Origin of the sequence: Thermococcus sp. JdF3 (assembly GCF_012027495.1) — an archaeon.
In the GTDB taxonomy this organism is placed as follows: Archaea; Methanobacteriota_B; Thermococci; order Thermococcales; family Thermococcaceae; genus Thermococcus.
The window spans coordinates 1-17,930 of the sequence record NZ_SNUK01000008.1 but is presented as its reverse complement, the minus strand read 5'-3'; the positions used below and the strand labels follow the sequence as shown (position 1 = coordinate 17,930).

14 protein-coding genes, 1 rRNA gene and 1 pseudogene are annotated in these 17,930 nt (G+C 57.7%); 7 read left to right on the top strand and 9 right to left on the bottom strand.

Features of this window, described 5'->3' with window-relative positions; all coding sequences use genetic code 11:
- The 3 genes from E3E42_RS11535 to E3E42_RS11525 all read right to left on the bottom strand — a co-directional run.
- A 16S ribosomal RNA gene (locus tag E3E42_RS11535) occupies window positions 1–148 on the bottom strand; the annotation flags it as partial.
- Window positions 149–1,079: 931 nt separating this feature from the next.
- The gene (locus tag E3E42_RS11530) at window positions 1,080–1,919 is read right to left on the bottom strand and encodes a ribose-phosphate diphosphokinase (protein WP_167904842.1); all 840 of its coding nucleotides are present in this window, start codon (window positions 1,917–1,919) and stop codon (window positions 1,080–1,082) included.
- A 56-nt stretch (window positions 1,920–1,975) separates the two neighbouring features.
- Window positions 1,976–2,680, bottom strand: coding sequence for a DUF1614 domain-containing protein (locus tag E3E42_RS11525; RefSeq protein WP_167904834.1), 705 nt, complete (start codon window positions 2,678–2,680; stop codon window positions 1,976–1,978).
- 198 nt (window positions 2,681–2,878) lie between these two features.
- Here E3E42_RS11525 and E3E42_RS11520 point away from each other — a divergent pair, with 198 nt between their 5' ends.
- The 4 genes from E3E42_RS11520 (at window position 2,879) to E3E42_RS11505 (ending at window position 4,978) form a co-directional block, all read left to right on the top strand.
- On the top strand, window positions 2,879–3,514 hold the full coding sequence (locus tag E3E42_RS11520; protein ID WP_167904832.1) for an MBL fold metallo-hydrolase: 636 nt from the start codon (window positions 2,879–2,881) through the stop codon (window positions 3,512–3,514).
- 11 nt (window positions 3,515–3,525) lie between these two features.
- Entirely contained in the window at window positions 3,526–4,206 is a 681-nt protein-coding gene (gene radB, locus E3E42_RS11515; RefSeq protein WP_167904830.1) for a DNA repair and recombination protein RadB, read from the top strand.
- A gap of 164 nt (window positions 4,207–4,370) precedes the next feature.
- Entirely contained in the window at window positions 4,371–4,595 is a 225-nt protein-coding gene (locus tag E3E42_RS11510; RefSeq protein WP_167904828.1) for an AbrB/MazE/SpoVT family DNA-binding domain-containing protein, read from the top strand.
- Window positions 4,592–4,978 carry a PIN domain-containing protein gene (locus tag E3E42_RS11505; protein ID WP_167904826.1) on the top strand — a complete coding sequence of 129 codons (387 nt, stop codon included), beginning with the start codon at window positions 4,592–4,594 and terminating at the stop codon, window positions 4,976–4,978. The genes E3E42_RS11510 and E3E42_RS11505 overlap by 4 nt, the downstream gene beginning before the upstream one ends.
- Here E3E42_RS11505 and E3E42_RS11500 read toward each other — a convergent pair.
- Window positions 4,975–6,390 carry a ribonuclease E/G gene (locus E3E42_RS11500; RefSeq protein ID WP_167904840.1) on the bottom strand — a complete coding sequence of 472 codons (1,416 nt, stop codon included), beginning with the start codon at window positions 6,388–6,390 and terminating at the stop codon, window positions 4,975–4,977. The two genes, E3E42_RS11505 and E3E42_RS11500, sit on opposite strands and share 4 nt — an antisense overlap.
- On the bottom strand, window positions 6,356–7,099 hold the full coding sequence (locus E3E42_RS11495; RefSeq protein WP_167904824.1) for a hypothetical protein: 744 nt from the start codon (window positions 7,097–7,099) through the stop codon (window positions 6,356–6,358). The genes E3E42_RS11500 and E3E42_RS11495 overlap by 35 nt, the downstream gene beginning before the upstream one ends.
- Window positions 7,100–7,237: 138 nt before the next feature.
- On the opposite strand from E3E42_RS11495, the gene moaA reads away from it, so the two are divergent.
- Genes moaA through E3E42_RS11480 form a run of 3 tightly spaced genes read left to right on the top strand, consistent with a single transcriptional unit; the run spans window position 7,238 to window position 10,093 of the window.
- Window positions 7,238–8,161 (top strand): GTP 3',8-cyclase MoaA, encoded by a 924-nt coding sequence (gene moaA, locus E3E42_RS11490; RefSeq protein ID WP_370519668.1) that lies wholly within the window; start codon window positions 7,238–7,240, stop codon window positions 8,159–8,161.
- Between the two features lie 47 nt (window positions 8,162–8,208).
- The gene (locus tag E3E42_RS12240) at window positions 8,209–9,117 is read left to right on the top strand and encodes a DUF835 domain-containing protein (RefSeq protein ID WP_167904823.1); all 909 of its coding nucleotides are present in this window, start codon (window positions 8,209–8,211) and stop codon (window positions 9,115–9,117) included.
- The gene (locus E3E42_RS11480) at window positions 9,083–10,093 is read left to right on the top strand and encodes a class I SAM-dependent methyltransferase family protein (protein WP_167904822.1); all 1,011 of its coding nucleotides are present in this window, start codon (window positions 9,083–9,085) and stop codon (window positions 10,091–10,093) included. The genes E3E42_RS12240 and E3E42_RS11480 overlap by 35 nt, the downstream gene beginning before the upstream one ends.
- Here E3E42_RS11480 and E3E42_RS11475 read toward each other — a convergent pair.
- The 4 genes and pseudogenes from E3E42_RS11475 to E3E42_RS12230 form a co-directional block, all read right to left on the bottom strand.
- Window positions 10,086–11,405, bottom strand: a complete 1,320-nt coding sequence (locus E3E42_RS11475; protein ID WP_240913700.1) for an ATP-binding protein — start codon at window positions 11,403–11,405, stop codon at window positions 10,086–10,088. The two genes, E3E42_RS11480 and E3E42_RS11475, sit on opposite strands and share 8 nt — an antisense overlap.
- 92 nt (window positions 11,406–11,497) lie before the next feature.
- Complete coding sequence (locus E3E42_RS11470) at window positions 11,498–12,997, bottom strand: replication factor C large subunit (RefSeq protein ID WP_167904821.1); 1,500 nt, start codon at window positions 12,995–12,997, stop codon at window positions 11,498–11,500.
- A 5-nt stretch (window positions 12,998–13,002) separates the two neighbouring features.
- Complete coding sequence (locus tag E3E42_RS12235; RefSeq protein WP_370519667.1) at window positions 13,003–15,591, bottom strand: LAGLIDADG family homing endonuclease; 2,589 nt, start codon at window positions 15,589–15,591, stop codon at window positions 13,003–13,005.
- Window positions 15,583–17,862: pseudogene (locus E3E42_RS12230) on the bottom strand (LAGLIDADG family homing endonuclease); the annotation flags it as partial. The gene E3E42_RS12235 and the pseudogene E3E42_RS12230, both read right to left, overlap by 9 nt.
- Window positions 17,863–17,930: the final 68 nt, after the last annotated feature.

Genomic DNA, 17,930 nt, shown 5'->3' with positions numbered 1-17,930 from the left:
AGCCCCAGTTTCCCGGGGTTATCCCCCTCCCGAGGGTAGGTTACCGACGTGTTACTGAGCCGTCCGCCGGTGCGCACAAGGCGCCCCATGACTCGCATGGCTTAGTCGGACCCCCATAGCAGTGGCCTCCGGCAGGATCAACCGGAATTGAGCAAGGAGTACGGCCGGTGGGACTTCCCTCAGGGGGAAGTACCAAATATCCGTCCGGGGTTTGGTCGAGGTGTTGGGCCTGCCTTACCCCCGAGGGGTCCGCCTTTCGGCGTTTCCTCGGGAGCGCACATTGCTGTGACCCGAGCTGGAGGGCGGGGTTCATCGTGGGTGCTTTGCACCCTGTCCCCCCGACGCCGCCGTCTTGGCGCTCGGGTTTTGTCGCGCCCTGTTCGGGCGCTCCATCCAATAGGGGTGAACCCCACCGATACAAAATTTTTGCAAAACCCCCACCAGGGCTGATTTTTGAAAAAGAAGCTGTCAAAAAGCGCCGATAAAATGCACAATTTTAGACATAAAAACGACAAAAATTTTTGCACGGTCAGGGGAGGAAAGGGATGAGAAGCAGATAACCCAAGACCACCGAAACAAGGACACTCAGGTTGAGTGCATCATCGTGACTCAACCCAAGACCCCCTCCAGTTGCCCGCCCAACGTGGCCACCAAGGACCACCATCGGAAGGGAGACCACGAACGGCAGCCAGCGTCCCCAAGCGGTATCAACCTGCCCACGAAGAGAACGAAATCAGGGAATGCCAGGAGCGTCATGAGGACTAAGCCGATGGTGTAGGGATGATTCTCTTCATCAGCGACACCACCCACAGGCCCCCGGTATGGTCATGTAGAACACCAAAACAGAGAGGAGGCCGACCAGGAGGGCAAGCTTTCTGGATGAATCCTCGTCCAGCCCAAAGACCATGAGGAGACGCTTCGTAAGTGGAGGAGAACCATGAGCGACAGAACTATGGTGAGAGTATCCACGAAGGGAATCACCGAACCCATGCCGCCAATCAAGGGGAAGAAAACCACCGTGAGAAGTCCGGCTCCAAAAAACGTCAGAAAGGTTAAGAGGGCGGCGAGGGGAGACGCCCTCACAGCTTCAGTATCTCGGGCACAACGCTTATCTTCGAGACCGGGGTGGGTATCGTGTTGGTGACCGCCAGCTCGTCAACGGCTTTGCTTACGCGCTCTATGGCACCCTCAGCGAAGACACCGTGCGTGGCCGCGACGAAGACCTTCTCAGCCCCCATCTCTCTGAGCAGATTTGCGGCCCTGATCATGGTTCCGCCGGTGCTTATGATGTCATCGACTATGAGAACGTTCTTCCCTTTAACATCCACATCGACCGGCTCCATCCTGACCTCCGTCGGGGAGACGCGGACCTTGTGAAAGTGGCTGTATTCAAGACCAAGCCTCTCAGCAACGGCCTTCGCCCTCTCAAGTGCGCCTTTGTCGGGGGCGAGAACAACGCCCTCACCGAGCTTCTCCCCGAAGTAGTCCGCAATGACCCCCGCGGGGGAGAGGTTGACCGCCTTACCCTGGAAGAACTTGAGGGTCTCGGGGTTGTGGAGGTCGAAGACGTAGAGCTCGTCGTAGTAAACCGCGAGGGTTCTCATCACAGCCCTCACGCTCACCGGCTCCCCTTCCTTCGTGACCCTGTCCTGTCTCGAGTAGGCAAAGTATGGAACGACCGCCCTGAGCTTCCGGGCTCCCCCCTCGCGCAGGGCATCGGCGAGGAGAATCATCTCGACCAGGTGCTCGTCCTGCGGCCTGAACGTGGACTGAACGACAGTAACCTCATCCGAAGAGCCAAGGACCCTGACGTATTTCTCACCGTCGGGGAACCGCTTTATCTCGACCTCAAGAATCCTGCCGCCGAGGGCCTTCATCTCGTCCTCCAGATGCCTGGCACCGCTTCCAATCACGAACATGAGCATCACCCCTGTTTGCCACTGGAATGTTCAATACCTCCCTTAAAAACCCACCGTTATACCAGGAGGACGGCAATTATGCCCGCGAGGAAGATGCCGTCGAAGGTGCCGGCGCCGCCTATGCTGACCATCGGTGCGCCGAGGTTCTTGATCCTGTTCCAGTTCATCAGGTCGGCACCTATCAGGACACCGAGGGTCCCGCTGATGTAGGCAACGGCGTTCGGATTGCTCCCGCCGAGGAGCCAGCCGAGAAACATGGCCATCAAGGGCGGCAGGAAGAGGGGCATGGCTATTCCAAGGCCCCTGACGGGTCTGGCAACGGCATGGCTGAAGAGAGAAGCTATGAGAACCGCCATGAGGGTGTTGAAGAGAAGGGTCCACCGGCCGAAGTACACCATCCTGAATATCTCATAGACGGCCACGCTTATGGGAACGATGGCCCCTCCCACGTTTATGGTGATGATTATGCGCCTCTCCTCCCAGTCAAAGAACGGAACGGGGTAGGCTATTCCAAAGAACCGAACCTCCCTCACCCTCACGACTGGTTCATAGGACGTTTCCTCCGCGATTGGTATGTTCAGGAAGCTCCCCACAAGCGCGAAGATGAAGAGCGCATAGGCGACGTCCGGGGGAATCCCGAGCTTCTCAAACGCGGCCATAACGACACCGGAGAAGAACACGAAGATAATGACGAAAAGAACCCCCATAACCAGAAGCACTGGAAGTGAAACGGGCGGGATTATGAGGCGACGTCTGTTCATCCTGCACCACCGTGATGGATTACCACCTTTCCGGGGCTCGAAATTTCCGCGACCACTAATGAAAGGGCAGAAATGGGGTATATAAAATCTGCGCCGGCTTTCCGGGAATCGGAGGATAGAGAAGGAACTTCGAAAAAACGGACGACGGGGAAAAACTTTAAGTCTACCTTACCCAACCCAGTTGAGGAGGTAGAGCAGATGAAGATTATCTGGTATGGACACGCGTGCTTTTGGGTCGAGACCAACGGCGTGAGACTCCTCATCGACCCGTATCCCGAGGTGGACGATGACAGGATAGGCGAGGTTGACTACATACTGATAACCCACGAACACGTGGATCACTACGGCAAGGTGGAGCTTCTCTCGCGACTCCGCGACGCTACCGTGATAGGGCCCAAGCCGGTTTACATGACCGCCATCAGCGATGGCGTGACGAAGGTCAGGGAGATCGAGGACGGCCAGACCATCGAGCTCGAGAACGGCGTTAAGGTGACCGCGTTCTACATGGAGCACCCCTCGAGCCAGTACCCCCTGGGCTACCTGATAGAGGGAGACAAAGCCCTCTTCCACACGGGCGACACGTATTCCACACCGGTCCTCCAGAGACTCCGCGGAAGGGTGGACGTTCTCCTGGTGCCGATAAGCGGCCGCTCAACGGCCAACGAGCGCGAAGCGGCCCAGATTGTCGAGGATATGCGCCCACGCCTGGTTATACCCATGCACTACGGCATCTACGGGACGGGAAGCCCCGAGAAGCTCAGGGACGAGCTCCAGAAGAAGCGCATCTGGACCCTCGTCAGGCCCCTTGAACTCTACGAAGAGTTCACCCTTTAGCGGTGAAGCGGATGCTCTCAACGGGGGTCAAATCACTTGACGAGCTTCTGGGTGGGGGCATCGCCCCCGGCGTCCTGACCCAGATTTACGGAGGCTTCGCCACGGGGAAGACAACGCTGGCGGTTCAGGTGGGCCTTCTCAGCCGCGGAAAGATTGCCTATATCGACACGGAGGGCGGCTTCTCTCCGGAGAGGCTGAGCCAGATGGCGACCGCAAGGGGGCTGGATCCGGAGGAGGCCCTCCAGCGTTTCATCCTGTTCACGCCGTCGGATTTTAAGGAGCAGCGGCGCTCGGTTGGGGGCCTGAAGAAGATCGTTGATGGGACGTTCTCCCTCGTCGTCGTTGACTCGCTAACCGCCCATTATCGTGTAGAGGAGAACAGGAGGGGCCTGAGCGCGGAGCTGGGCAAACAGCTCCAGGTGCTCCTCTGGATAGCGAGAAAGAACAGCATACCCGTAGTAATCATCAATCAGGTTCACTTCGACAGCCGGGCGGAGAGGATGAAGCCCGTTGCCGAGCACACGCTCAACTACCGGACGAAGGACATTCTCCGGCTGGATAGACTGAACGTTCCCGGCCTTCGGGTCGCCGTTCTGGAGAGACACCGCTTCAGACCGGAGGGCGGTATGGTCCACTTCAGGATAACGGAGAAGGGGATCGAGGAAGCCCTGAGCGGGGAGAATGTGGAGTAAGAATCTATGGCATACTAACGGGCACTGCAGGGGGATGAAAGGTTAGCGTTCGGCCCACGGGAATTTTTCTTAAGTCCAATTCCTTCCCCCAAGGCTCTGTTATATCGCACAATTTTATCGGGAAAACCTTTTATTGCCGGAGTCCAACTATATTTGGTGGGACTATGGGGCTTACAAAGGTAACTAGGAACTATCAGATTACTATACCAAGTGACGTCAGGAAAAAGCTGGGAATTAGGGTAGGGGACGTTCTCGTTATCGAGATTGAAGACGGAAAGGCCGTGATCAAAAAGAGAGACCTTGAGCTTCCCCTTCTTCCGGGAGGAAAGGGGTTGACTGTGGAAGACATCGAAGAGGCCATAGGAAGGGGCCAGGGTGAGGAGGAGTGACGGTGATAGACACCAACGTCTTCGTATACGCCATTCTCAAAGATTCCGAGTTCAACGGAGAAGCAAGAAAACTGCTGGCCGGGCTGGAGAGATGGGTTGTCCCGAGCATAGTCCTTTACGAACTCCACTGGTTCTTCAGGGAGGAGGGCTATAAAGGTGAGGAAATAAGGGAGGTCATCTCCTCAATCTTAAACAGCCCGAGGACGAAGGTAATAGGTGACGGCGGGAAGTACACAAAACGCGCGGTGGAACTGACCGAGAACCCAAAACGCTTTAACGACATGGTAATCCTGGCCACGGCGGAGGACTTTAAGAGGCTGGCCACATACGATAAGAGGCTGAAAAAAGAAGCAAAAAAGCTGGGCATCAAAACCCTGCCTTAAATCCGCTCGTAAACCTCCTGCACTATCCTAAGCACCGCCTTGTAGAGCTTCTCGCTTATCGTACCTTCCTCATAGTGCTCGGTGAGCTTCTCCCTGTCGATTATCTCCTTCTTTCCGTCCGGCCATCTGACTATGTCCACCTCGAGGTCGATGTAGCGGGCCCTGTCCGGGTATATCTCCACAGGGGTGTTTATGTTGTAGTACTCGCCCTTTAGGTTGCCGTCACGGTCGTAATAGCGGTGCACAAACCACCACTTTCCTTCCTCTATCTCCGTGATGACGTAGTCGCCAAACTCTATCGGCAGGTCGAGACCGTCGTAGAACTTTCCAGGCTTGAGGTGGCGCTTGAAGGTGACCCTGAGCGGGTTCATGGAGACCTCCTGAACTTCACCGGGCCCTATCTTTATCCTCTGGCCATCGGGTTTGTTGTGCTCAAGGCTGAAGAGCCAGCCCCTCTTCGGTCCCTTGTTGGCAACGATTGATTCCCAGAAGCCCTGCCTGACCTTCTCCCGCTGGCCCGGAATCTTCGAGAGTATCCCCTCCGCTATCTCCACCGCGAACCCGAGTTCAAGGTCGTGGGCCTTCAGCTGGTGGTGGCCCTCAACTGTCGGAACCACCCTGTTCCGTATCTCGTCGAGCTTTTTCTTCGCCCCTCCACCGAACTCGACCTCGTAAATACCGCGTCCCTCGATTAGAAGGGATGGAGCCGCGTAGGAATCCGCCCTCGCGAGGGTGTCGGCCAGCTTCGAGAGCGCCACTATCTCATCGCGGAGAATGTTCCAGTCCTTGTAGGCGGCGGCCGTCCTCCACAGGATGCCCCACTCCCCGAGGTCAACGCTCAGACCCAGGATGCGGAGCCTCTCGCGCTCGCTTTGGTCCCTTATCTTCCGGGATATCTTGACGTGCCTCTGGGCACCAACGGGCTTCGGAATCAGAACCGCGTAGTCACCGGGAATCGTCAGGGTGACGCTCAGCTGGGGGAGCAGGTTGTGCTTTTTGACCTGGACGAGGAGTTCGTCACCCTCCCTGGCACGGGGAAGGTCCTTAACCGGTATCGTACCTATGGCGCTCCCAATGTCCACGTAGACGTATCTCTCGTCCCTCTGAACGACTATTCCCTTGTAGATTCCGTACAGCTGGTAGGGAAGCTTCCGGAAGAAGACGTCTATGAATTCGTCCTCGAGAACCTCCCTGACCTCCTCAACCTTCGTCCCGACGAGGATGACCCCATGGTGGTCCTTCTTGTCATAGACGTCAACATCGAACTCGTCGTAGGTCTTCTCGAGGTTGAAGCGCTCGACGATCCTGTTGCTCGGCTGTGAGATTCCGAATCCCCTGTCGAGGAACAGCTTGGTGAGGGCAGTGCTGTATATGCCCCTAACCCGGACTGTAACTCCTGTGTCTGTAGACACCTTCACCACCCCTCATCTTCTTTTCCACCACTCCTATGAGCGTGAGACCCTCGAGTATCTCGCCGGCGTCAGCGACACCGCTCAGCTTCTCAACGTTTCTCGCCTCAACCCAGAGCAGTCCCCTGGAGTGCCAGTCTCTCAAAGCAGCTTCAACCTTGTGAACGTCACCGGGATGAGTATAGAGCCTGAGGAGGAACCTTTTAAGGGTACCGAGTTCGGCCTCGAGCGTCTTGACCTTCCTGAGCTCCTCCATTATACCCGCGGGTACCTTTTTTTCCTTTTCGCCTCCAGCAAGGAGCGCCATTCCTTCGACCTCTGAGGTCAGCTCGCCGAGGGCCTTTCTAACGGCGTAGTCGTAGACCCTGTGAAACTGAACAAGCCTCTCCATCGCGGTCTCCAGCTTCACACGGGAATCGTAGTCGCCCCTCGAGAGGAGGGACAGAAGCTCCTCGAGCCGGAACTTCATCTGATGCTCGTTCCGGTAGAGCTCCTTAGCCTGCGCCTCCGCGTAACTCCCGACCCCGTTCATCTCGCGGTAAAGGCCCGCAGCCACCTCAAGTTTCTCCCGGGATAGGGTGTGAAGGGCCTTAACGGTCTCCAGAAGAGCCTCCCTGTCCTTCTCACCGTAGATGGCAGGGAATTTGTTCTCAAAAGCGGAATGAAGCGATTCCAGACGGGAAAGTCGGGACTTAATCTCCTCAACGTTCATGGGAAAACCCCCTGGCCATAACTTGCCCCCTCCCCCTACTTGTAGTTTTCGATGCAGTCCCCCGGGCGTGTTAAACGAAAGCGCTTACCCAAAATCTTTTTTTAAGCCGAAAGGCTAATCCAGGCGGTGCTTCAGATGGTGCTCTACGACCGCTTCGGCAGACCCGCGACCAACCTCAGGATATCCCTCACCCAGGACTGCAACTTCCGCTGCTTCTTCTGCCACCGCGAGGGACAGCACTTCAACGCGAGCCTTGAGCTGACCCCCTCGGAGATAGAGAGGCTCGTCAGGGTGGCGTCGCGCCTTGGAATAAGAAAGGTCAAACTTACCGGAGGGGAGCCCACCGTCAGGGACGATATACTCGAGATAGTGAGGCGCATAAGGCCATACGTGGCTGACCTCTCTATGACCACGAACGGGAGCAGGTTGAAGGAGCTGGCGAAGCCGCTCGCCGAAGCGGGCCTCAACCGCGTCAACGTATCCCTCCACAGTCTAAAGCCCGACGTTTACCGCAGAATCACCGGTGTCGATATGCTCGACACGGTCCTCGAAGGCATAGAGGAGGCGGTGAAGTACCTCAGCCCGGTGAAGCTCAACATGACCGTTATGAGGGGACTGAACGACGGCGAGATATGGGACATGGTGGAGTTCGCCGCGAAGACCGGGACGATACTCCAGCTCATCGAGCTCGAGGCCCCGAGGGAGATGACGGAGACCAGGTTCTTCAGGAAGTACTTCTACCCGCTCAGGCCCGTGGAGGAGCGGCTGGAGGAAATGGCCGTGGAGACCCGCGAGAGGAGGATGCACAGAAGGAAGAAGTACTTCATTCACACCGACCACGGAGTCGCAGAGGTTGAGGTGGTCCGGGCGATGCACAACACGGTATTCTGCGCCAACTGCACGAGGCTCCGCGTCACGTCGGACGGGAAGTTCAAGACGTGCCTGCTGAGGAAGGATGACCTCATCGACTTCGCGACGGCCCTCAGAAACGGCGCAAGCGACGGAGAGCTCGTGGAGATATTCCGCCGGGTCGTCCTCATGAGGGAGCCGTACTGGAAATGAAGGAAAAGTTTTTTGGGAAGCTGGCATCTATATGATTAGGTGAAAGCGTGGGGCATGGGAATGAAATCCAATATCTCTCCGCTGCAATCCTGATCGGCATAGGCGCATACGGCGTCATACGTTCCCTGGAGGAGTATAAAAGACACGGAGAACCTGTAAAAACCCTGGCTAGGACACTGTTGGTATCCTTTTTCCTGTTCGGTATCGCCGGAGGCCTCGGAGTACTGGCGACTGTAGCCGTTTCCCTCAAGTTCTGGATGCTCCAGGCGGTCAGCATAACGCTCGGATACATAATTCTGGCAAGCTCAACATTGAATATGCTGGGCAAACTGGAGAGATACTGGCGGGCACCGTCCGCCCAGGGGGAGAAATCCCGGGGCAGAAAACCACCCTTACCCCCAGCCGCGATGCTCACATCAACCGAGGATGCAAAGATTCTGCTGAAAACCATCTTCGGGTATTTCAATGTTCCCATCCTTGCCATAGGCAGAGAACGCCCGGAATCATGGGTCGAGAAGATGGGGGTGGAGCCCGCGGAATACCTCTGGCTCACCCGCGTGGAGCATCCCCAGTCCGTGAGTCCCAGTGCACTTCACATCCTGAACAGCAGGATAACCACGTTCCTTAAGAATAACCCCAGCGGGATAGTTTACATCGAGGGAATCGAGTACATAAGCTTCTATGTGGACTTTAAATCCATAGCGAAGTTCATCCTCGCGGTTAGGGACGCTGCCATAATCCACGGGGGACACATGATACTGCTCGTCACTCCCGAAACGCTGGAACCCCAGCAGTACGCAATATTCAAAAAGGAACTCGAAACCATCGATGTTCAGAGAATCATCAACAACGTAGTGGGCGTTGCATTGTTTGGAACACTGCCCCCCGGAAGCGCGCCCAAATCCCCGGAGCGGAATGGCGATGCCGGCACTCAGAGTCCCAAAGAGGGAAGCTGAACCCGTGAAGAGGATGCTGAAGAAGCTGGGCCTCTACGACGGGAAGAGGCGTCCGAAACGGGAGGGAGAGTTCGTTCTCCTCCCCGTCATCGAGGACCCCCTCCTTCACTCACTCGGCTACGAAGTCCTGCCCTCCGAACTTCCCCTCCGGCCCGAGCGGCAGCTTTACAAGAACCTCGAGAGCGTCCTCGCCGGGAGGCTGAGCGAGGATGAGCTGAAGCACCTGCGGCGCTACGACATCGTCGGGGACATAGCGGTAATCCAAGTGCCGAGGGAGCTTTCCCACAGGGTGGACGATATCGTATGGGGCCTCAGAAAGGTCCACCCCTTCATCAGGGTCGTGGCCCAGAAAGGCTTCCACGAGGGGGCCTTCAGGATAAGGGAATACTCGATAATCTGGGGGGAGAGACGGCTGGAAACCGTCCACAGAGAAAACGGAGTGCAGATAAAGGTGGACCTCTCGAAGGCCTTCTTCAACCCGCGGATGAAGGGCGAGCGCTACCGCCTGGCCCAGCTCGTTCAGGACGGCGAAAGGATTCTGATTCCCTTCGCCGGCGTTCTGCCGTATGCGCTCGTCATAGCGCGCTATAAACGGGCCAAGATAACCGCGGTGGAGCTGAACAGGGAAGCCTACGAACTCGGCCTCGAGAACATCGAGCTGAACCGGGAAAGGCTGAAGGGCGAGATAGAGTTCATCCACGGCGACGTTTTCGACGTTCTCCCCGAACTTCCGACCCACGACAGGGTGATAAGCCCCACCCCAAGGGGCGTTGATGCCTTGGCTCTAACGCTGGGCAGGGCCGAGAAATGGCTTCACTACTACGATTTCGTCCACGAGGCCGATGTCGGGGCGTTCAGGACCAAGATAATGGACGCGTGCGCCATGCTGGGAAGGGAGTGCGGGGTCCGCGTAAAGAAGGTGAGCGACTTCAAGCCGCACGTTTTCAAGGTGTGCGCGGATGTGGGACTCAGATAGAGAGCAGGAACCTCCACAGTGGGACGCACCTTACTGTCCTCTCCCCAAAGCGCTCCTCGCAGGACTTCCAGCCCGTAACTACCAGGCCCTCCCTCAGGTCAAAGACCTCCATCGCCTCCAGCAGGCCGTTCACCTCGCGCTCCCAGCTTTCATCGACGTCCCAGCTCACCTGAACCGCCCGCGTTACCCCAAGGCCCTCCTTGACGACGAAATCAACTTCACCCCTACCTCGGTAGTAGAAAACGTTCTCACCGAAGATCTGCCTCAGATGCCTCGCAACGGCGTTCTCGGCGAGCCTGCCGATGTTCTCGGTGAACCTAATCCCCGCGACGTTCGCTATGCCCGTGTCTATCGCGTATAGCTTTTTAGGATAGCGCATGACGTCCTTGACCTTAGGCGAGAGTATCGGAAGGCGAAAGGTCAGGTATGCCTCATCCATGGCATCGAGAACCGCATCGACGAAGTTCGGCGAGACCTTTCTTCCGACTATCCCCGAGAGCTCGTTCCTCAGCCGGGAGACGCTGACTAGGGAGGAAAACCTGCTCAGGGCCAGCTCCGAAAGGGCCCTGACAGTCCTGAGTTCCCGGAAACCGTGCCTGTAGGCTATGTCCCTGAGCACTATTCCCTCAAAAAGCTCCCTCAGGAGTTCGAGCCTGAGCGCGGTGTCTTCTGTCAGAACCACCTGGGGAAAGCCGCCGAACTCAAGGTACTCCCTGAGGGCACTCTCAACCCTTCTCCTGGCCCCGAGGGCTTCCCTGAAGTCGGTTGGCAGGCCCCTGAAGAGCAGAAACTCCCTGAAACTCAGGGGATAAACTTCCATGGGGAGAACCCTGCCGGTTAGGAGCGTTGAGAGCTCCGAACGGAGGAGCGACGACGTCGAGCCGGTGACTATGATCCTGGCCTCGCCGAGGTCGATGGCCTTTCTAACCCACCTCTCCCAGCCTTCCACCTCCTGAACCTCGTCCAGGACCACCACGGGATCGACACCGTCGTAGACGTACGTCCGATACGCGGAGAAAATCTCCTCAAGAAGCTCAGGTTTCAGATGTGGTGAAAACCTCGGGTCCTCAAGGTTCACGTAGAGCGTAGCCTCTGACGGAAGACCGGATTCAACGAGCCCCCTCAGGAAAAGCCCCGCCAGGGTTGTCTTCCCGGAGCGCCTTGGGCCTATGAGGGCAACGGCTCCGGCGGAGAGCTTCCGCTCAACTGCCGAGAGGTATTCCTCCCTGGGAACGGCCTCCCACTCCCTTCCCCCCCAGAGGTTGTAAGGGGCGAGGATCTCTATTATCTCCTCGCGGCCGAGCATGGTCATCATGAGGATACAAGACATTGGCCTTTTTATATCTTATGGAGTATCAAAACAATAAAAATTAATATCAAAGACAATGCAAAAATTCCAGGGGATCACTTCTTCCCTAAAAAGTCGAAGAGCGTCGCCTGCTTGCCCTTCTTCTTTTCAGGCTTTTTCCTGCCGAGGGGCTTGATTTCCCTCTCGGCCTCCTCGAGCTCCTCCTCCGTGAGTTCCTCTTCAGCCGTTTCGGATTTGGAGGTTTCCTCGGTTTCTTGTTCCTCAGCCTTAAGAACCTCTTCGGTCTCTTCCTTCACGTCCCTCAGGCTCTCCCTCACGCTCTCCTCCAGTTCACCGCGCTCCTTGAGCTTCTTGTGGATGTTAAGGCTCTTGGCCCAGATCGTCCTCGCCCTCTCCCTGTCGCCGGCGATGAACTCCACCTCTTTCTCCGTCAGCTCGAGGAAGACGACGAAGTGCGCCGCAACGTCCGCGCTGTTCTCAAATATTGCCCTGAGGTAGTTAAGGGTCTCCAGCGCCTCCAGCTTCGCCATGTGCATCTCACTCATTATCTTCTTGACGACCGAATCGCGGAGGCCCCTCTCCGCCTTGCTCTCCGTGAGGAGCTTTATCGTCTTCGGGGGATAAATCCGCACGAAGCCCTTCTTTTTGACACCCGCCACGGCAACTCCAGCCGTCATCATGTCGGTGGCGTACTTCCAGAGGCCGTAGTTTCCGGTTCTCTGCGCCCTGCCGAGGTATATGTCGGCCCTGCTGAGCGCCTCATAGGCCCTCGCTATGTCCTCGGGCTTGTAGTAGACGTAGGGAAGGTTCTCGTCTATCCACTGGAGGAGTTCGTGGGGGAACATGTCAACACCGAGCGTTGCCATCCTGGCTTTCTTTGCGTTGTCCGTGGCAAAAATCTGCGCCAGTGCCTGGAAAACGCTCTTCTCGGTGTCGCGGTAGGCCAGAACCTGGGCCGCGTCCTCGACCCCGCCCGTGACGACGGTCTGCAGATCGTTCACCGCGGCACGGAGGTCGCCGCCCGCGTGCTTGGCGATGTCGTAGAGCAGTTCCTTTGGAACCCTCTTACCCTCGTGGTGGAGTATCCTGGCGAGGGCTTTGATAATATCGCGCTGGGTCAGGCGCTTGTACTCCACTATCTGCGCCCTGCTCCGTATCTCCCTGGGAACCTCCCAGTAGTGGTTGGCGCTCATTATGATGGGGTTTCTCGCCCTGTCGATGAGCTTCGCTATCTCCCTCGCCCCCGTTGGCTCGATGTTGTCAGCTTCATCGAGGAATATCAGCTTCCTCCTCTTCCCGAGGATGTCCATAGTGTAAGCGGCCTGAACGTAGCGCTCTATCTTCTCGTACGTCCTCTCGTCGCTCGCGTTCAGCTCGATGACCTCGAAGCCGTATTCCTTGGCCAGGGCATAGACGGTGGTCGTCTTACCGGTCCCGGGCGGTCCCGCGAGGATGAGAGCCTTCTTCTTTGGAGGTTTCCCCTCCAGCCACGCCCCTATCCAGGCCTTGACCTGCTCTATAGCCTTAGTCTGACCGACTATCTCATCCAGCCGCCTCGGCCTGTACTTCTCGACCCAGGGCACTTCCCTCGGCATGGCCATCACTTGCCCATTATGGTGAACTGCGCCAAGAGAGCCTCGAGCTGTATCATCTCGTTGGCGCCCTCAACGAGGCGGAAGTTGTACTCCCCTATCTTGTCCGCCAGTGCAACTTTCCTGTCCTCGGGAATCGGCAGGTTGAAGACCTCCCTGTGCATCTGGATTAGCACATCTTCGCCGCTGAGGCCCTGCTTGAGGAGAATCTCCCTGAGCTTCTCCCTCGCCTTGAGGAAGTTGCCCTCCAGTGCCAGGTTCATCATATCACGCACATCCTCCGGCCTGGCCCTGCTCGCCACGAGAAAGACGTTCTCATCGGTTATCGTTTTATCGAGCGCCGCGGCCGCCTGCAGGACGTTTATTGCCCTCCTGAGATCGCCCTCGGCAACGTACAGTATGGCCTGAAGGCCGTCCTCTGTCAGCTCGAGCCCCTCGTTCTCCGCTATGTACCGTATGCGCTCGGCCACGTCCTCGTCGTTGAGCGGCCTGAAGCGGAAGATTGCACAGCGGCTCTGGATGGGCTCGATAATCTTGGACGAGTAGTTGCAGTTGTGGCTGACGAGGCCGTTTGAGATGAAGCTGTGGTCCCTCGCGCAGGTGACGTCGTAGACGTCGAGGTACCCCAGGTTTTCCTTCCGGATTACCTTCTCGACCACGTAGCCGTCGAGGGTTCTCTCCCGGAGGAATTCCTCGAACGTCATGAAGTCCCTCGTCAGGCCAATCTCTTTACCCTTGAGCCTGCTGACCACGAAGTCCCTCTTGACGCCCAGAAGCCTGGCGGCGCTGGTCGGGTTGGACGACGTTGCCAGCTCAACGGCCTTCTCTGCCAGCTCCGGGAGGACGATCTCCTTGTAGGCGAGCTTGATCCTGAGGTACTCCCCAACGAGTCTCGCGTGGCTGTCCTTGGCGTAGGCGTAGCCGACCCTGCTGAGGAAGCGGAGGTAGTTGGCGTCGTTGGGAGTAACCACGAGGCGGACTATGAACCTGTCGCCCACGGGCGAGACCGTGACCCTGGACTCGACGTCGAATTCCCTCAACAGCTCGGAGAGGTCGTTGAAGAACTCCGTCGTGAGCTCAAGGCTCTCGCGGGTCGCGCGCATCTCAAGCTTTATCCCGTTGAAGTTGTAGCGCCTTCCGCCCGGCCTTGTCCCATCGGCGCCGAAGAGGCCGCGCAGGAACTCCCTCTTGACGAAGAGGTTGCCCTTCTTTATCCACTCCGGCACGCGGTAGCCCCTGCGCGTTTTGTTGCCAGCCTCAACGCCCCAGTAGCGCATGAGGGCATGGAAGGCCGAGCTGTCCACGTAAAGCATGTGGATTCTGCCCTTAACAGGCCTCCCGTTGATTTCCGAGCTGGATTCGCGCTCGATTATCTCAGAGGGCGAAAGGCCGAGCTTCCGGAGGTCTTCAGCGAGCATCTCAAGCTCTTCCCTGCCCGAGTTGAACCACACCCTTACTCCCTTGGCCAGGTGGCCGTCCCCGAGCAGGAATCCAAGAACCCTCGCGAGGATTCCGGCCCTCTCGTCGTCGTAGCGGACGAGCCACTTCTCCCTGACCTCGCGGAGTATGTCGTAGGCCATTCCGCTGACCTCGCCGGCCAGGAGCTTCCTGACGGTGGTGTAGCTTATCCTTATCCCGAACTCCTCTTCAAGGGCCCTCTTCACGTCCATCGGGTTCCTCAGGGGCCTTCCTTCACGAACCTTCCTGACGAGCTGGGCCTTCCCCGAAATCCTCCTCTCGACGTAGCCCTTCTCCTCCAGGGACTTCAGGAGCTGGTTGATCCTCACCCTGGAGAGGCCGGTCTTCAGCTGGAGCTCCTCCCTCGAAATCCACTCCCCGGGTATTAGCTCAAGTACCTCCGCCTCCCTTGCCGTGAGGCCGTTCTCCATCTCCGCCTTGAGCTCCAGTGCCCTCGCGAGGATTTTCTCCTTCTCCCGGGTCAGCAGCTCCCGGAAAGTTCTGGCCTCGCCAAGGGGCTTGAGCCCGTGCTCCCTCTCGATCTTCTCCAGGAAGGCGTAAAAGTCCCCCAGGTCAATTATCGGCCTCGGGTCCTCCTCGTAGGGGGTCCCCTCAAGCGTTGGCCTGACGAGAACCTCCGAGCCCTCCTTGAGGTCGTACGTCTGAACCCAGCCTTCAGGGGTGAGGAACATGTGGTCGCCGGTTGCCTCTATCGTCCTTCCGCTCTCAAGGGTCAGCCTGAAAACCGGGTGGCCCACAATCCTGGAGTTGAAGGCAACTGCGGCAATAACCGTGTCCCTCCCGGCGCGGTTGCTGACCTCCCTCAGGAGCCCCCTCTCGAAGTGTCCCAGGAAGTCCCTTATCCTGACCTCCCTCTCGTCGGGGGTGTATATCCTCGTATCGCCGGTAACGCAGCTCAAGATAAAGCGAACGTTGTTCGAGAACATCTCCATCGTTCTCCTCAGGGCCTGCTGGGCGTCCTGGGTCAAAGCGTCTGCCTCATCGAGGAAGATTATCTTGAAGCTCGCCCCCGCGACCGGCTTCGTCCTTGCAAATTCTTTCACCTTCTCGCGGATGACGTTTATCCCACGCTCGTCCGAGTTGTGGAGCAGGACGGGGATCTCCCCGGCGAAGAACATCTCGTTCCCCGGGACGCTGACGTCGTAGACGAAGTCGTTGTACTCGACAACCTCCACCTTCCTGACGAGCATGGCGTGGAGGTCAGTGCCCGCGAGCTTCTTAAGTGTTTCAAAGATTTTCCTTCCCCTCTCATCAAGCTTCTCCTCCTTCACCATTCCGAGCACTTTCCTGAGCGTGGCCTTCCTAACGCGCTTCTTACCATCGTAGAGCTGGTGCCTGAACTCATAGCGCCAGTTGCCGTCTATCGCGTACTCGATTGACCCGAGCATCTTCACCACTGGCTCAGCCGGGAGGAGCTCGGCCTTGCTCCACCCCATTCCTCCCTTCCAGATGAGCCTCGCCTCGCGCTCAAAGAGACTCGCCTCGATTCCCGAGATCCTGGCCAGCCAGACCACGTCCACCAGCATGTCCTTTGAGACGGAGGATACTCTAACGACGTCTCCCCACCGGCCGGCACCGTCGCCGTCTGCCAGCCCCCTGAGGAACGCTATTCTCTCCTGAACGGGGAACTCAAAGACGAAGCCCGGAACCCTCTTGTTCACCGCCCTCCTGCCCTTGCCGTCGTAGAAGTTGGCATCGAAGAACCTGGCCAGCTGGGTGCTGAGGAGTCTGACCTGGTAGGCGCTCTCCCGGCTGCGGTCGAACCCCGAGGAGGTGTAGCCCTCATAGACGCTGACCCCCAGCCCCTCGGCGAACTCGCGAACACGGTTTATCAGGCCCTCTTCGTGGCTCCCGAGGGTGTATATGACCTGGCCAGAGGTGTTTCCCCTGAACCCGACGGCCCCCTCTGCCGCGTAGAGGCCGAGACTGTACGAGAGCTCACCGTTGACGGGAAGGCTCTCGAAGGTTCTCGTCCTGGCGCTTTCCTTAACACGGTATTCACTCAGGTCCAGAACATCGAGCAGGCCTTCGAGGTTGGCCGTGAAGCTGAGGAGTATCGAGCCCTCCCTCAGATCGCTCGCCCTTATCGTTTCGAGTCCGTTCTCAGTCAGAACCATGACGGAGTGGTTCCCTGTGAGCTCGAGCTTCCCTCCACCCTCAAGGTGGACGCGGAGTATTGCAGGAACGCGGTGGCGGATTATCTTGCCCACCCTCGCCCATTTAACGCGGTAGTTTTCATCAACCGTCAGAACCTCGAGGTCTTCTGCATCCCTGTAGGCAACGTCGCCGTCGCTTCCGTCGAAGTAGAGCCTGTCAAGCTCGGCGAATGTCGTTCTCATGACCTTCCCCTTTAACCTGACGAGCACGGGGGTGTCCTTGGAGACCGACGCGTTAAGCTCAAGGAAGTTGTGCCTCCAGTTCTCGCCGAAGAGCTCGCGAGCGAGGGCCAGAGCGGCGGTCGTGTTGTGGAGAACCGTCGGGAGGTTCCCCCCGATGAAGTTGTGGTAGCCGGGAACGTGCAGGTCGTAGATCACAAAATCTCCCCTGAGCCTCTCGACCTCAACTATCTCGTCCCACACGAGCTCGTTCTGGGCGAGGAAGATGAGGTAGGCCACTCCCCTCTTGAGCTTCTCATCATTCAGTATGCCCCTGAGGAGTCCCAGCTCCGCCTTCCTGATCTCCTCGAGGGCCTCTATCTTCTCCGTGTTGCCCTCGAGGATTATCCTGACGCTTGAGTTCCACGTCCCAACGAGCCTTCCAATCTCCGCATAGCTGGAGTACTTCCTGACAAAGAGGCGCATTGCCTCTACCGTCTCCTCAAGGTCCATGCCGAGTGCCTTTGCTATTTTCAGGTAGCTCCTCAGGCTCGGCTTCCTCTTGCCCCTCACGTACTCGAGGATTCTATCAGCCCGTATCCCGGTCTTCTCCGCTATCTCCTTCCTCCTCTCCTCGACCTGGTTCCAGTCTATCAGAATGCTCCTCGACAGGGCTTTCTCCAGCTTCTTAAGCTCATCGAGACGGCGGTAGATTTCCTTCATGAGCTCCCAGGATATTTTCCTGGCTTTCTCAGGGCTCCAGCGGGCTTTGTCATCTGAGAACCTCAGCTTGAGCCTGTCCCTGACGTAGGAAATCAGCTCCCTGTCAGCGTAGAGGGAACCGACGTTAGGGTTGGGGTTCCTTATGAGTGCCTCCGCTTTCCTTCTCTTCTCTTCAATCGAGAATCCAACCTCAGCCAGGAAGCGCGACACGTTGTTCGAGCCGGATATGACGACGTAGTAGTAGGGACGTCTCTTCACGCGCCTTTCCTTGACCTTGGCCGTGATTCCCAGCCCGGCGAGGGCATAGGAAATCTGCTCCGCCATCTCCCTGCTGGCGGTGGAGAGGACTATACCCCCCCTCTCAACGCCGGCGTCGCAGTCGAAGTAGGCCCTCAGGAAGGAGCGTAGGCCCCTCCATC